A 12,027-nucleotide genomic window follows, 5' to 3' on the forward strand; every position below is an offset into this window, starting at 1 on the left:
AGTTTATGCGATCCGCAGCGCGTGCCAGCGCGCCAGCCCCTGCAGCACCGCATCCGGCGCCCAGGCGTGCGCCGGCAGCCGCGCACGCAGCGCCTGCGCGCCACCGCCGTGCAGGTGCAGGACGGGCGCGGCGCCCAGCAGCGCCTGCGCGGCGTGCAGGCTGCGCTCGACCAGCGCCAGCGCGGCGCCATCGCAGCCGGAGGCGAGTGCGTGATGGGTGTCGTCGGCGAACTCCGCATAGTCGCCGCCTGTGGCCGGCAGCTGCGCCGCGCGCACATTGAGCGCCTCGCGCATCAGCTGCGGCGAGGGCGCGATGCGGCCGCCGCGGTGGCGGCCTTCGCCATCCAGCAGATCGAGGGTGAGCGCGGTGCCGACGCCCACCACAAGCGCCGAGCCGCTGCCGCACAGTCCCAGCATCGCCAGGAAGCGGTCCACGCCCAGATGCGCGGGCTCGGCGTAGGCGATCCGCAGCGGCCCCAGCGCCGTTTCGGTGTGCACCCGGTGCAGGCGCACGAAGCGCGCGCACAGCGCATCCAGCAGCGCCACCCGCCGCTCCGGTGCGGCCACGCTGGCGATGCAGGCGACATCGCCGATCGGCAGCGCGTCCAGCCAGCCATCGGCATCGTCATGGGCGATCGCGCGCACCTCGCCCACGCTGCCGTCGGGCCGCAGCGGCGCACATTTCAGGCGGGTGTTGCCGAGATCGAACAGCCAGGTGTTCATGCCTGCCCCGCCTCCGCCCGCGCGGCGCGCACGCTGACGTCGCCTGCGTGCACCAGACGGATGTCACCAGCGTCGTCGCGCACCCGCAGCGCGCCATCCTCTGCGATGCCCAGTGCCTGCGCATCCCAGCTGCGCTCGGCCTCATGCACCTGTACCGGCCGTCCGGCCAGCGCATCCAGCGCCGCATAGCGCGGCAGGAACGGCGCCAGCCCCTGTGCATCGAACACGTCCAGCGCGGGCAGCAGCTGCGCCAGCAGGCCGGCCGCCAGCAGGTTGCGCGCGGGTGGTGCCGGCGCCAGTGCGGCCAGCTGCGTCCACGGCTGGTCGATGGCGCTGGAAAAGGCTGCCGGCATGCGCACATTGACGCCGATGCCGACGACCGCGCGCGCCGCGCCGCCGGCTTCACCGCCGCCCTCCACCAGCAGGCCGCCGAGCTTGCGCAGGCCGGCGCCATCGTTGACCACCAGATCGTTCGGCCACTTCAACCGCAGCTGCGGGAAGCCCAGCGCCTGCAGCGCCTCGCAGGCGGCCACCCCGGCCACCAGGCTCAGGCCGCCCAGCCGCGCCAATCCGCCCTCGAAACGCCGCGCCAGCGACAGGTACAGATGCGCGGCCAGCGGCGACGCCCACTCGCGGCCACGCCGGCCGCGCCCGCCGGTCTGGCGTTCGGCCAGCAGCACCGCGCAGCCACGCGCAGGGGTGTCGCGACGGAGCAGTTCGCTGTTGGTGGAATCCAGCGACCACGCCACCTCCAAATCGGCCAGCCCGGTGTGCACCGAGGCCGGCAGCGCAGCGCGGATGGCCTCGATGTCCAGCAGGTCCAGCGGCTGCGCCAGGTGGTAGCCGCGCCCCGGCGCCGCCTCGATGGCGATACCCGCGTCGCGCAGCGCCTCGATCCGCTTCCACACCGCGGCGCGGGTCAGCCCGACCTCGCCGGCCAGCACGTCGCCGCTGACCGGCCCGCCAGCCAGCCGCTGCAACAGCGCGCGTTCGCCGCGGGCGTCGCTCATGCGCGCGCGCCCCGGCGGCGCAGCAGGCGCGCGCGCTCGAAGCGCGACTCGGTGCCATGCCACAGCCGCTGCAGGTTGCCGCGATGGGTGAAGGCGAGGAACAGTGCCAGCGCGACGGAAAACGCCAGCCGCGACGCACCGGCATCGAACAACCAGGCCCACAGCGGCAGGCTGGCCGTCGCCAGCACCGTGGACAGCCCGACGTAACCGGTGGCCACCAGTACCAGCAGCCACACGCCCAGCAGCAGCGGCACGGCCAGCGGCCACAGCACCAGCAGCGCGCCGACCGCGGTGGCGGCGCCCTTGCCGCCGCGGAAACCGTGCCAGACCGGCCAGACATGGCCCACCACTGCCAGCGCCGCCGCGGGCCAGGCTATGGCCGGTGCGAACCGCAGCGCCAGCCACGCCGCCAGCGCACCCTTGCCGACGTCGATCAGCACCACCCCCAGCGCGAAGCGCAGGCCTTGGGTGCGGAACGCGTTGGTGCCGCCGGCATTGCCGCTGCCCATGGTGCGCACGTCGACCCCGCGCAGCCGGCCCAGCAGGAGACTGCCGGACAGCGAGCCCAGCAGGTAGGCGACACACAGCAGGCAGGCGGCGACGAGTACGGGTGACATCCTTCGATGATACGCAGCGCGGCCATCCACCCGCACCCGGATCGCGTCAGGGGGCGGGTTGCAGCCCCACCACCAGGGCACCGCGTCCGGCATGCGCGCCGATCGCCGGACCCACTTCGAGCAGATGCGCCTCGGTCACCGGCAGCAGCCGGCGCAGCGCCGCAAGCGCGCGTTCACCGTCCGCCGCCGCATCGGCATGGCCGACCAGCAGCCGCCAACCGGGTGCCGCCGGCAGCCGCCGCGCCACATGGCGCGCGAACGCCTCCGGCGCGCCGTGGCGGGCGAACAGGCCACCGGCCACCTTCAGCACGCCGTTGCGGATCGCGGCCAGCGGGGTCAGCCCACTGAAGCGCACCAGCGGGGCGGCCCAGCGGGGAATGCGACCGCCGCGCACGGCGTGGCGGATGTCGCGGGCCATCGCCCAAGTCAGCGTCTGCGGCACCAGCCGCGCCAGTTCCTCGGCAATCGCGTCCGCCTCCGCACCGGCGGCGGCCAGCTCGCCGGCGCGCCATGCCAGCAGCGCCTGGCCAACGCTGGCATGACCGCTGTCGATGCAGCGCAGCGGCCCCTGCTGCCCGCGCGCCGCCGATTCGGCCGACTGCAGGGTGCCGGATAGCGGCCGCGACAGGCCCACGTAGACTGCCGCCGGCTGGTGCGCCAGCACGTGTTCGAAGACGCGGCGGAAATCCCCCGGTGGTGGCTGGCTGGTCTGCGGCAGCTGCGCCGACGCGGCCATGCGCCGGTAGAACTCGGCCGTTCCCAAGCCCAAGCGGTCCAGATAGTCACGGCCGTCCAGGCTGACCCGCACCGGCACCACGTGGATGTCGAAGCGATCGGCCAGTGCCTGCGGCAGGTCGGAAGCGCTGTCGGTCACCACCGCCACCCGGCCCGGCGATTCCACGCTGCGCTGCTGCATGACCATGTCGTCGGCCTTCATCGCCTCGACCCGGCCAAACCCGGCGCAGGCATCGAACAACACCTGCGGTTGCGCCGCGTGGCCATGCACGCGCACCCGGCTGTCGCTGCCGGCCACCACCAGCGATTCGATGCCGATCGCCGCCAGCGCCGTGCGCAGCGCGACCCGATCGATCCGCTCGCCCACCAGCAGGCATTCGGTGCAGTAGCGGCTATCCGGATCCACGTCCAGGTGGACATGCGTCGCAGCGGCGTCCGCACCATCGGCAGTCGCGCCGCGCAGATCCAGCGCGCGCGGTCCGCCTTCGGCATAGGCGGCAATGCCTTCCAGCCAGTCCACGAATCCGCGCGCACCGGCGTCCACCACCCCGGCCTTGCGCAACAGCGGCATCTGCCGCGGGGTGTCGGCCAGCGCCACCCGCGCACGCGGCAGCGCCGCCGCGAACGCCTGCCACGGCTGCGCGCCCACGCGGCGCGCCTGCTCCTCCAGCGCCTCGGCGAACGCCGCGATCACGCTCAGGATGGTGCCTTCCACCGGCTGCGCCAGCGCCGCGCGCGCGCTGTCCGCGCCGCGCCGCACCGCCGCCGCCAGTTCGCCGGCGTCGAGCTGCGACAAGGCCCGCGCCTGCTCGCCCAGGCCCATCAGGAACTGCGCCATGATCGCGCCGGAATTGCCGCGCGCGCCGTCGATCGCGTCGTTGCCCACCCGCAGCAGCAGTTCGCCGGCATGGCGGCTGCGCCGGCTCAGCGCGCCGTGCAGCACGCTGCCCAGGGTCGAGGCGAGGTTGCTGCCGGTATCGCCGTCGGGCACCGGGAACACATTGATGCGGTTGAGCTCGTCGCGCGCGGCGATCACCCGGCGCGCTCCGGCGATCAGGGCGCGGCGCAGCGCGGCGGCGGTGACGGCAGTGGGCGTGGCGCTGGTGGCCAGGGCGGTATCGGACATGCCGCCAGTGTGCAGAGCCGGCCGCCTCCGCGCCTGCTGCGTCGCAGCATCCGCCGGCCCGGCCGGCTGCTATAGTCGCGGGCGGGCCGTGCGCTGCGTACGCCCATTCATCCGGTGACCCTCCATGCGCCTGTCCATGACGCGTCAGCTGTTGGTCTGCCTTGCCCTGGCGGGCGCCTTTGGCCATGCCGGCGCCAGCGAACTGCGGCAGATGGCACCGGAAAGCCCCCCGCCGACGGAGCCCCAGCCGGCGTCGATGGAGCGGCTGGACGAGGGCGACCTGGACGTCACTGCGGCCGCCGCGCATACCCCGCGCGCACCGCGGCCGAAGGCACAGGCGCCGGGTCCCGCCCGCGCCTCCGGCGACAGCCGCGCAATGCCGTCGCGCTTCCACAGCTTCCTGCCCGGCATGTTCCGCTGAGCGATTGCGTTTCCGCGTGATCTGGCCGTTCCTGCGCCGCCCGCGCACCGCTCCTGCACTTGACCCCTCGCTGTGCCGTCAGGCCGCGGCCGGTTTGCCGTGGCTGTGCGACCTCGATCCGCCGCGCCAGCAGCGCCTGCACGCGCTGGCCGCCGAGTTCCTGGCCGACAAGGCCATCACCCCCCTGCACGGCCTGCGCCTGGACGAGGTGCAGCGGCTGCGGCTGGCGATGTTGTGCTGCATGCCGCTGCTGGAATTCGGCCGCGAAGGCCTTTATGGATGGAAGGAGCTGCTGGTGTATCCGGCCGCGTTCCGCGCCCGGCGCAGCCATGTCGATGCCCACGGCATCCTCCACGAAGGAGCCGAGGATCTGATCGGCGAAGCCTGGGAGCGCGGCCCGGTGATCCTGTCCTGGGCCGACGTGCGCAGCGACATCGCCGCACCGAACGACGGTTTCTGCGTGGCTGCGCACGAGATCGCGCACAAGCTCGACGCACTGGACGGCGCGATGGACGGCACCCCGCCGCTGCCGCGCGACTGGCAGCGGCAGTGGGCGGCGGATTTCCAGCGTGCCTACGACGGTTTCTGCGCCGAGGTGGACGCCGGCCACGACACCGCCATCGACCCCTATGCCGCGGAAGCGCCGGAAGAATTCTTCGCGGTGTGCACCGAATACCACTTCAGCGACGCACGCACGTTGCAGGCGGCAATGCCCGAGGTCGCCGCGCACCTGCGCCGGTTCTACGGCGCGCCGCTGCTGGGCTGAGGCGCGTCGAACATCGCCGCAGCGGGCGCGAAGGCGCGCGGTGCATAGCCGAGGTCGCGCGCCGCCGGCCCGGCATCGAACACCAGGTCATCGCGCATGCGTGCGATTGCGTCACCGGTGAGGTCGCGCGCGATGCCCCCGGCACGCGCCGCCGCCAGCAGCGCGCGGAACAGCGCCATCGGCAGCAGGTGCAGGCGCAGTGGCGGCGAGAGGCAGGCCAGCACCCGCCGCACCATCTCGATATATGGCAGGGTTTCACCGCCCGGCAGGTCATAGCCGCGGCCGTGCGCGGCGGCGCCGTGGCTGGCCGCCAGCGCGGCATCGGCCAGGTCATCGACATGCACCGGCTGGCGCAGGCCGCTGGCGTTGCGCGGCAGGACGAAGCGACCAGCGCGCCGCGCCAGGCGGGCGATGCGGGTCAGGGTGGCGTCGCGCCCGACCCCATACACCAGCGTCGGACGCAGCACGATGGCGGCTTCACCGCGCGCCCTCGCGGTCGCGAACAGGCTGGCTTCCGCCTCGCGCAGGCGCCGCGCCACGTCGCGCTCGCCGGGATCGCCGGAGGCATGCTTGACGTGGACGCTGGTGGAACCGAACGCGATCACCCGCGCGCTACGGATGCCGGCCTGCGCGTACCACTGCGCGAACGCGTCCAGCGGGCCGCAGCTGAAGATCGCATCGACTTGCTCCGGCAGTCCCGGCGGCCGGGGAAAGCCGCCGCGCAGCCAGCGCAGGCCGGGGCCATCGGCGCGTGCCTCGCGCGACAGCGCCAGCACCTGCCAGCCCCCGTCGCACAGCCGCGCCAACAGCGCCGCGCCGATCTGCCCGCTGCCACCGAACACCAGCGCCGTTTTCATGCGCGGGCGTTGCGCGGCAGCACCAGCGCCAGCCATACGCTGCCCAGCAGCGCCGCGACCACCGATGCACCCAGCACGCCCAGCACGCCCTCGGTGTAGTGCAGCGGATGCCCGGTGAAGGCCAGCGATGCGATGAACAGGCTCATGGTGAAGCCGATTCCGCACAGCAGCCCGAGGCCCAGCATGGAACGCAGGTCCATGCCCTGCGGGAACCGCGCCAAGCCCAGCGCGCGCATCGCCACCGCCGCCGACACGATGCCCACCGGCTTGCCCAGCACCAGCCCCAGCGCGATGCCCGCCGGCAGCGGCGACGCCAGGTCCTGCAGGCGCAGCCCGCCCAGCGCCAACCCTGCGTTGGCGAATGCGAACAACGGCAGGATGGCGAACGCCACCCACGGATGCAGCGTGTGTTCGAGTGTCTCCAGCGGCGAATGCTCGTTGGCGTCGTCGACCGCGTTGCTGCGGTCGTAATGCGGGATCATCAGCCCGGTCACCACCCCCGCCAGCGTGGCGTGCACGCCCGATGCCAGCACCAGCGCCCACAGCAGCAGGCCCAGCAGCAGGTAGGGCGCCAGCCGCGTCACCTTGCGCCGGTTGAGCGCGGCCATCGCCAGCACCACCAGCGCCGCACCGGCCAGCGCGCCCCACTGCAGGCCCTGCGAATAGAAGAACGCGATGATCAGGATCGCGATCAGGTCGTCGGCCACGGCAATCGTGGACAGCAGCAGCTTCATCCCCAGCGGCACCCGCGCGCCGAGCAGCGCCAGCACGCCGAGGGCGAAGGCGATGTCGGTTGCGGTGGGAATGGCCCAGCCGCGCATCGCCCCGGCATCGCCGTGGTTCATCGCCGTGTACAACAGCGCCGGCACGGCGACGCCGGCCACCGCGCAGACCACCGGCAGCACCAGCTGGTCGCGGCTGGACAGCTGGCCGGAGATCACCTCGCGCTTGATCTCCAGCGACACCAGCAGGAAGAACACCGCCATCAGGCCGTCGTTGATCCACCAGTGCAGCGACTTGCCCCAGTCCGCGCCGCCCAGCGGGGTGTCGCGCAACATTTCGTAGAAGTGCGCCAACGGCGAGTTGGCGGCCACCATCGCCAGCACTGCCGCGGCGATCAGGACGATGCCGCCGGCGGCTTCAAGGCGGAAGAATTCGGCCAGCGCGTGCTGGGCGCGGGCAAGGACGGAAGCGTGCGTAGTCATCGCCCGCATTATAGAAGCCGCACCGCGCTGGCTACCCGCGCACTGGCGTCAAGAACAGCCTTCCACGTAGTCCACCTGCGGCGGCAGGCCCACCCGCCACGCCACCACCTTCGCATCCTCGCCGCGGCCATCGGTCTCGAACACCAGCACGCCGGTGCCGCCGGCGGGATCGCGGATGCGCAGGTATTCGCCGTCGGTGTAGTGGTGCGGCCGCGCTTCGACCTGGTCCGCATACAGCCGGGCGATGTCGGCCCTGCGCATGCCGACCTTGCCGCCGCCCGGCGCGGTTACGCGCGTGCCGTGGATGTCGTAGCGGACGAACCTGCCGCCTTCCAGCATGAAGGCCGGGTCTTCGACTGAGCGCGCGGCGCGCTTCGGACGCAGGTAATGACAGGCATCCGCCGGCGACGGCGGCGGCCCGAGCCGTTCCAGCGCACCACCCCAGGCCTGCTCCATGCCGGCGGCGGCGGTGCCGAGCCGGACATCGCCGTAGCCGCCAAACCCCGCCAGGCCCGGCTCCGCCGTCGGCGCCGGTGTTGCCGGGGCGGCAGGCGCAGGCTGCGCCGGGGCGCTCGACGGCACTGGCGTGGTGGGTGTGGCCGGCGTGGCAGGTACATCGACCGCGCGCTCCGGTGCGCGGTCACAGCCGGCAAGCACGGCAACTACGATCACGGCCGGCAGCAGGCGCATGGCGGAACTCCAGCAAGACGGGGAAGCCTGCAGTGTCGCCAGCCGCGGTGAACGCGGCGCGAACCGCCTTCGCCCTCGCCGCCACGCAACCGTCATTCGCGCGACATCCGCGCCGGCTAGCGTGGCGCGCGTCGAACCGGGGACCACCCATGCTGCTCAACAAGACCGCACTCGCGCACAGCGCCCTGCAGGCCGGCTCCAGCGCCGGCTTGAGCCTGGCGGAACGGCGCATCCTGATCGTCACCGACGGCAAGCGCACGCTCAACGAGGTGATGGCGATGCTGGGGCCCGACATCCTGCCGGCCATCGACCGCCTGCTGAAGGATGGTTACATCCGCCCGGCCGACGCCAGGGACACCGCCGTGGTTGCCCCCACCAACGGCGTGGCCGGCGCGTTCACCGGCCTGCTGCGCGCCACCACCGAAGCGCTGCAGGCACGCACCGAACAGATCCGCGCCGGCAGCCCGCGGCCGGCGCCGACGCAGGCCGGTATCGCCTCCCCGGCGCAGGCTGGCGGCACCGCGCCACTGGTGGTGCCGGCTGGCGCCGCGCCAGCGCCCACGCGCGGCCAGCGTCGCTCGCTGGTGGCGGCGAAGATGTACATGATCGACATGCTGTCGCTGCAGCGCGACCCGGATGCGGTGGAGCGCAAGGCGCGCATCCAGTTCTGCGGCAACGACGACGAACTGGTCGAGGCCCTCCTCGACGGCCTGCAGGTGCTGCTGCGGCTGACCAACGACAGCTATGGCCAGCGCGTGCTGGCGCGTCTGGGCGAGGTGTTGCCGGAGCCGCTGCTGCCGCGGCTGGATGCGACCGCGACGCCACGCGCACCACGGGAGGCCGCGCCCCAGCTCAAGCTGGTGGGCGGCTGAGGCGCCAGCGGTTCAGCGCTGGAAACGCTTGCGCAGGCCCATCCAGCAGTCGGGGTAGTCCTGCTGGCGATGCGGCGCGGCCATGGCCTGCGCGGTCGGGCGGATCACCGCGCGGGTCTCGAACATGAAGGCCATGGTGCCGTCGATGTAGTCCGGCTGGCTCAGGTCGGCCGTGCTGGCCTTCTCGAAAGTGGCGGCGTCAGGCCCGTGCCCGGTCATGCAGTTGTGCAGCGAGCAGCCGCCGGGGGCGAAGCCTTCGGCCTTCGCGTCGTACACGCCGTGCAGCAGGCCCATGAACTCGCTGGCGATGTTGCGGTGGAACCACGGCGGCCGGAACGTGTCGCGCATCGCCAGCACGCGCGGCGCGAAGATCGCGAAGTCCACGCTGCTGGTGCCGGGGGTGTCGCTGGGCGAGTGCAGGACCAGGAAGATCGACGGATCCGGGTGGTCGTAGCTGATCGAACCGATCACGTTGAAGCGGCGCAGGTCGTACCGGTACGGCGCATAGTTGCCGTGCCAGGCCACCACGTCCAGCGGCGAATGGCCGATGTCGCTGCGCCACAGGTGGCCCTGGAACTTGGTCAGCAGCTCGAACTCGCCCTCCACGTCCTCGAACGCCGCCTGCGGGTATTCGAAGTCGCGCGGGTTGGCCAGGCCGTTGCTGCCGATCGGGCCGAGGTCGGGCAGCTTGAACAGCGCACCGAAGTTCTCGCAGACATAGCCACGCGCCTGCCCCTCCGGCAGGGCGATGCGGAAGCGGACGCCGCGCGGGATCACCGCGATCTGCTGCGGCTCCACGTCCAGCACGCCAAGCTCGGTTTCGATGTGCAGGCGCCCCAGCTCCGGCACCAGCATCAGCTCGCCGTCGGCATTGCAGAAGAAGCGGCCGTCCATGTCGCGGTTGGCCGCGTACAGGTGCAGGCCGACGCCGGTGCCGGCTTCCGGGCCGCCGTTGCCGGCCACGGTGAACAGGCCGTCGATGAAATCGACCGCCTGCTCCGGCAGCGGCAGCGGATTCCAGCGCAGCTTTTCCGGCGTCACCGGGCCGCTGCCGAAGTCGTTGTGGAAGCCCGCGTGCGCGAACGGCTCGAAGCGCCCGTGCACCGCCGCCGGGCGGATCCGGTACAGCCAGCTGCGCCGGTTGGCGTGGCGCGGCGCGGTGAACGCGGTGCCGGTCAGCTGCTCCGCGTACAGGCCATGCGCCACCTGCTGCGGCGAGTTGCGCCCCACCGGCAGCGCGCCGGGCAGCGCCTCGGTTGCGAATTCATTGCCGAAACCGGTCTGGTAGCCGTTGCTGTGGATCGCCATGGTCTGCTCGCTCAGTGGATGCCCGCCGCGCGGCGGGCGGGGATCACAGCACGCCGCGCTTCATCTGGTCGCGTTCGATGCTTTCGAACAGCGCCTGGAAGTTGCCCTCACCGAAGCCTTCATTTCCCTTGCGCTGGATGATCTCGAAGAAGATCGGGCCGAACGCGTTCTGGGTGAAGATCTGCAGCAGCTTGCGCGACTTGGTTTCCATGTCGGCGTCGATCAGGATCGAGTTCCTGCGCAGGCGCTCCACGTCCTCGCCGTGGTTGGGCACGCGCACGTCGATCACGTCGAAGTAGGTGTCCGGCGTGTCGAGGAACTTCACCCCGGCCGCGTGCATGCGCTCCACCGAGTCGTAGATGTCGTCGGTGAACAGCGCGATGTGCTGGATGCCCTCGCCGTTGTACTCGCGCAGGTATTCGTTGATCTGGCTCTTGTCGTCGCTGGACTCGTTCAGCGGGATGCGCACCACGCCGTCCGGCGCGGTCATCGCCTTGGACAGCAGGCCGGTCTTGGCACCCTTGATGTCGAAGTAGCGGATCTCGCGGAAGTTGAACAGCTTCTCGTAGTAGTCCGACCACTTCGCCATGTTGCCCACGAACAGGTTGTGGGTGAGGTGGTCGATGAAGGTCAGGCCGAAGCCCTTCGGATGCTGGTCCACGCCGGGCAGCGGTTCGTAGTCGGCGTACAGGTCGGCGCGGCCGTCGTCGACCAGGTACAGCATGCAGTCGCCGATGCCCTTGATCACGGGCGTCGCCACCGCGCCGGTGTCCGGCTTGTGGTCGACCTGCGCGCCGCCGTTGGCCAGCACGTGCGCCAGCACCTTGTCCGTGGGTTCGCGGAAGCGGATCGCGAAACCGCAGGCGGACGGACCGTGCTGGGCGGCGAAATCGGCGGCGAACGAATCTTCCGACTCGTTGAGCAGGAAATTGATGGTGCCCTGCCGGAACAGGGTGATCGGCCGCCCGCGATGGCGGGCGATGGCGGTGAAGCCCAGCTGCTGCAGGTATTCGCGCATGCGCGGGCCCTGGCCGGCGGGGGCGGCGAATTCGACGAACTCGAAGCCGTTGATCCCCATCGGGTTGTCGAAGGTGGTCGGCTGCATGCCAAGATTGGGTTGCGCGTTCATGCGGGTGGTCCTCAACGCCGGGAATGCGCATTCTATGGTTGCACTTGCAACTATCTCAAGCACCCCCTCTTCCGGCCACCTGCCATGCCCGACCACGCCAGCCTCGCCCTCGAACGCTTCCTGCCCTACCGGCTCAGCGTGCTTTCCAACCGCATCAGCGGGTCGATCGCGCGCGAGTACTCGCAGCGCTTCGACCTGGGCGTCACCGAATGGCGGGTGATGGCGGTGCTGGGCCGCAGCCCGGACCTGTCGGCCAATCAGGTGGCGCAGCGCACCGCGATGGACAAGGTGGCGGTGAGCCGCGCGGTGGCCAGCCTGCTGGAATCCGGTCGTCTGCTGCGCAGTTTCGACGACGACGACCGGCGCCGCTCGGTGCTGCGCCTGTCCGAGGCCGGCTACGCGATCTACGACCAGATCGTGCCGCTGGCGCTGGGCTTCGAGCGCCAGCTGCTCGGTGACATGCCGGCGGACGAGCGCGCCCTGCTGTTCCGCCTGCTCGACCGGCTGGACGAACTGGAACTGCGGGTCGAGGCCACCAGTCAGGCCGCAGCCGGCTGATTTCCAGCGG

13 protein-coding genes are annotated in these 12,027 nt (G+C 71.8%); 4 read left to right on the plus strand and 9 right to left on the minus strand.

Annotated features, from left to right (window positions below; all coding sequences use genetic code 11):
* Nucleotides 1–3: 3 nt before the first annotated feature.
* From ICG51_RS06160 to ICG51_RS06175, 4 genes are read right to left on the minus strand one after another with little or no spacing between them, the layout of a single operon-like run.
* Nucleotides 4–723 carry a type III pantothenate kinase gene (locus tag ICG51_RS06160; RefSeq protein ID WP_190282109.1) on the minus strand — a complete coding sequence of 240 codons (720 nt, stop codon included), beginning with the start codon at nt 721–723 and terminating at the stop codon, nt 4–6.
* The gene (gene birA, locus ICG51_RS06165; RefSeq protein WP_190282110.1) at nt 720–1,733 is read right to left on the minus strand and encodes a bifunctional biotin--[acetyl-CoA-carboxylase] ligase/biotin operon repressor BirA; all 1,014 of its coding nucleotides are present in this window, start codon (nt 1,731–1,733) and stop codon (nt 720–722) included. Before birA ends, ICG51_RS06160 begins: the two co-directional genes overlap by 4 nt.
* Nucleotides 1,730–2,350, minus strand: a complete 621-nt coding sequence (plsY, locus tag ICG51_RS06170; protein ID WP_190282111.1) for a glycerol-3-phosphate 1-O-acyltransferase PlsY — start codon at nt 2,348–2,350, stop codon at nt 1,730–1,732. Before plsY ends, birA begins: the two co-directional genes overlap by 4 nt.
* A gap of 46 nt (nt 2,351–2,396) precedes the next feature.
* Nucleotides 2,397–4,211 carry a DegV family protein gene (locus ICG51_RS06175; protein ID WP_190282112.1) on the minus strand — a complete coding sequence of 605 codons (1,815 nt, stop codon included), beginning with the start codon at nt 4,209–4,211 and terminating at the stop codon, nt 2,397–2,399.
* A gap of 136 nt (nt 4,212–4,347) precedes the next feature.
* On the opposite strand from ICG51_RS06175, the gene ICG51_RS06180 reads away from it, so the two are divergent.
* Together ICG51_RS06180 and ICG51_RS06185 are read left to right on the plus strand one after the other, a co-directional pair.
* Complete coding sequence (locus ICG51_RS06180) at nt 4,348–4,632, plus strand: hypothetical protein (RefSeq protein WP_190282511.1); 285 nt, start codon at nt 4,348–4,350, stop codon at nt 4,630–4,632.
* Nucleotides 4,633–4,648: 16 nt separating this feature from the next.
* A complete protein-coding gene (locus tag ICG51_RS06185) occupies nt 4,649–5,398 on the plus strand; it encodes a M90 family metallopeptidase (protein WP_223809539.1) in 750 nt (249 codons plus the stop codon).
* Here the strand turns inward: ICG51_RS06185 and ICG51_RS06190 are convergent.
* The 3 genes from ICG51_RS06190 to ICG51_RS06200 are packed head-to-tail and all read right to left on the minus strand — an operon-like array spanning nt 5,374 to nt 8,150.
* A complete protein-coding gene (locus tag ICG51_RS06190) occupies nt 5,374–6,255 on the minus strand; it encodes an NAD-dependent epimerase/dehydratase family protein (RefSeq protein ID WP_223809540.1) in 882 nt (293 codons plus the stop codon). The genes ICG51_RS06185 and ICG51_RS06190 overlap by 25 nt on opposite strands.
* Nucleotides 6,252–7,460, minus strand: a complete 1,209-nt coding sequence (nhaA, locus tag ICG51_RS06195) for a Na+/H+ antiporter NhaA (protein WP_190282114.1) — start codon at nt 7,458–7,460, stop codon at nt 6,252–6,254. Before nhaA ends, ICG51_RS06190 begins: the two co-directional genes overlap by 4 nt.
* A gap of 48 nt (nt 7,461–7,508) precedes the next feature.
* Nucleotides 7,509–8,150: a lectin gene (locus ICG51_RS06200; protein ID WP_190282115.1), complete on the minus strand. Its 642-nt coding sequence runs from the start codon at nt 8,148–8,150 to the stop codon at nt 7,509–7,511.
* Nucleotides 8,151–8,299: 149 nt separating this feature from the next.
* Here ICG51_RS06200 and ICG51_RS06205 point away from each other — a divergent pair, with 149 nt between their 5' ends.
* A complete protein-coding gene (locus tag ICG51_RS06205) occupies nt 8,300–9,022 on the plus strand; it encodes a hypothetical protein (RefSeq protein WP_190282116.1) in 723 nt (240 codons plus the stop codon).
* 12 nt (nt 9,023–9,034) lie between these two features.
* On the opposite strand, the gene hmgA is transcribed toward ICG51_RS06205, so the two are convergent.
* Both hmgA and hppD read right to left on the minus strand, forming a co-directional pair.
* Nucleotides 9,035–10,330, minus strand: a complete 1,296-nt coding sequence (hmgA, locus tag ICG51_RS06210; protein ID WP_038053529.1) for a homogentisate 1,2-dioxygenase — start codon at nt 10,328–10,330, stop codon at nt 9,035–9,037.
* 43 nt (nt 10,331–10,373) lie between these two features.
* A complete protein-coding gene (hppD, locus tag ICG51_RS06215) occupies nt 10,374–11,459 on the minus strand; it encodes a 4-hydroxyphenylpyruvate dioxygenase (protein WP_190282117.1) in 1,086 nt (361 codons plus the stop codon).
* An 84-nt stretch (nt 11,460–11,543) separates the two neighbouring features.
* On the opposite strand from hppD, the gene ICG51_RS06220 reads away from it, so the two are divergent.
* On the plus strand, nt 11,544–12,017 hold the full coding sequence (locus ICG51_RS06220) for a MarR family winged helix-turn-helix transcriptional regulator (protein WP_190282118.1): 474 nt from the start codon (nt 11,544–11,546) through the stop codon (nt 12,015–12,017).
* The last annotated feature ends 10 nt before the right edge of the window (nt 12,018–12,027 follow it).

The sequence above is a fragment of the Thermomonas sp. XSG genome, from assembly GCF_014678725.1.
Classification (GTDB): domain Bacteria; phylum Pseudomonadota; class Gammaproteobacteria; order Xanthomonadales; family Xanthomonadaceae; genus Thermomonas.

Bases quoted from the DNA above. Each gene is read 5' to 3' on its own strand.
- ICG51_RS06190 (WP_223809540.1), bottom strand. From the start codon at position 6,255: ATGAAAACGGCGCTGGTGTTCGGTGGCAGCGGGCAGATCGGCGCGGCG.
- ICG51_RS06220 (WP_190282118.1), top strand. From the start codon at position 11,544: ATGCCCGACCACGCCAGCCTCGCCCTCGAACGCTTCCTGCCCTACCGG.
- birA (WP_190282110.1), bottom strand. From the start codon at position 1,733: ATGAGCGACGCCCGCGGCGAACGCGCGCTGTTGCAGCGGCTGGCTGGC.
- plsY (WP_190282111.1), bottom strand. From the start codon at position 2,350: ATGTCACCCGTACTCGTCGCCGCCTGCCTGCTGTGTGTCGCCTACCTG.
- nhaA (WP_190282114.1), bottom strand. From the start codon at position 7,460: ATGACTACGCACGCTTCCGTCCTTGCCCGCGCCCAGCACGCGCTGGCC.
- ICG51_RS06175 (WP_190282112.1), bottom strand. From the start codon at position 4,211: ATGTCCGATACCGCCCTGGCCACCAGCGCCACGCCCACTGCCGTCACC.
- ICG51_RS06205 (WP_190282116.1), top strand. From the start codon at position 8,300: ATGCTGCTCAACAAGACCGCACTCGCGCACAGCGCCCTGCAGGCCGGC.
- ICG51_RS06160 (WP_190282109.1), bottom strand. From the start codon at position 723: ATGAACACCTGGCTGTTCGATCTCGGCAACACCCGCCTGAAATGTGCG.
- ICG51_RS06180 (WP_190282511.1), top strand. From the start codon at position 4,348: ATGACGCGTCAGCTGTTGGTCTGCCTTGCCCTGGCGGGCGCCTTTGGC.
- hppD (WP_190282117.1), bottom strand. From the start codon at position 11,459: ATGAACGCGCAACCCAATCTTGGCATGCAGCCGACCACCTTCGACAAC.
- ICG51_RS06200 (WP_190282115.1), bottom strand. From the start codon at position 8,150: ATGCGCCTGCTGCCGGCCGTGATCGTAGTTGCCGTGCTTGCCGGCTGT.
- hmgA (WP_038053529.1), bottom strand. From the start codon at position 10,330: ATGGCGATCCACAGCAACGGCTACCAGACCGGTTTCGGCAATGAATTC.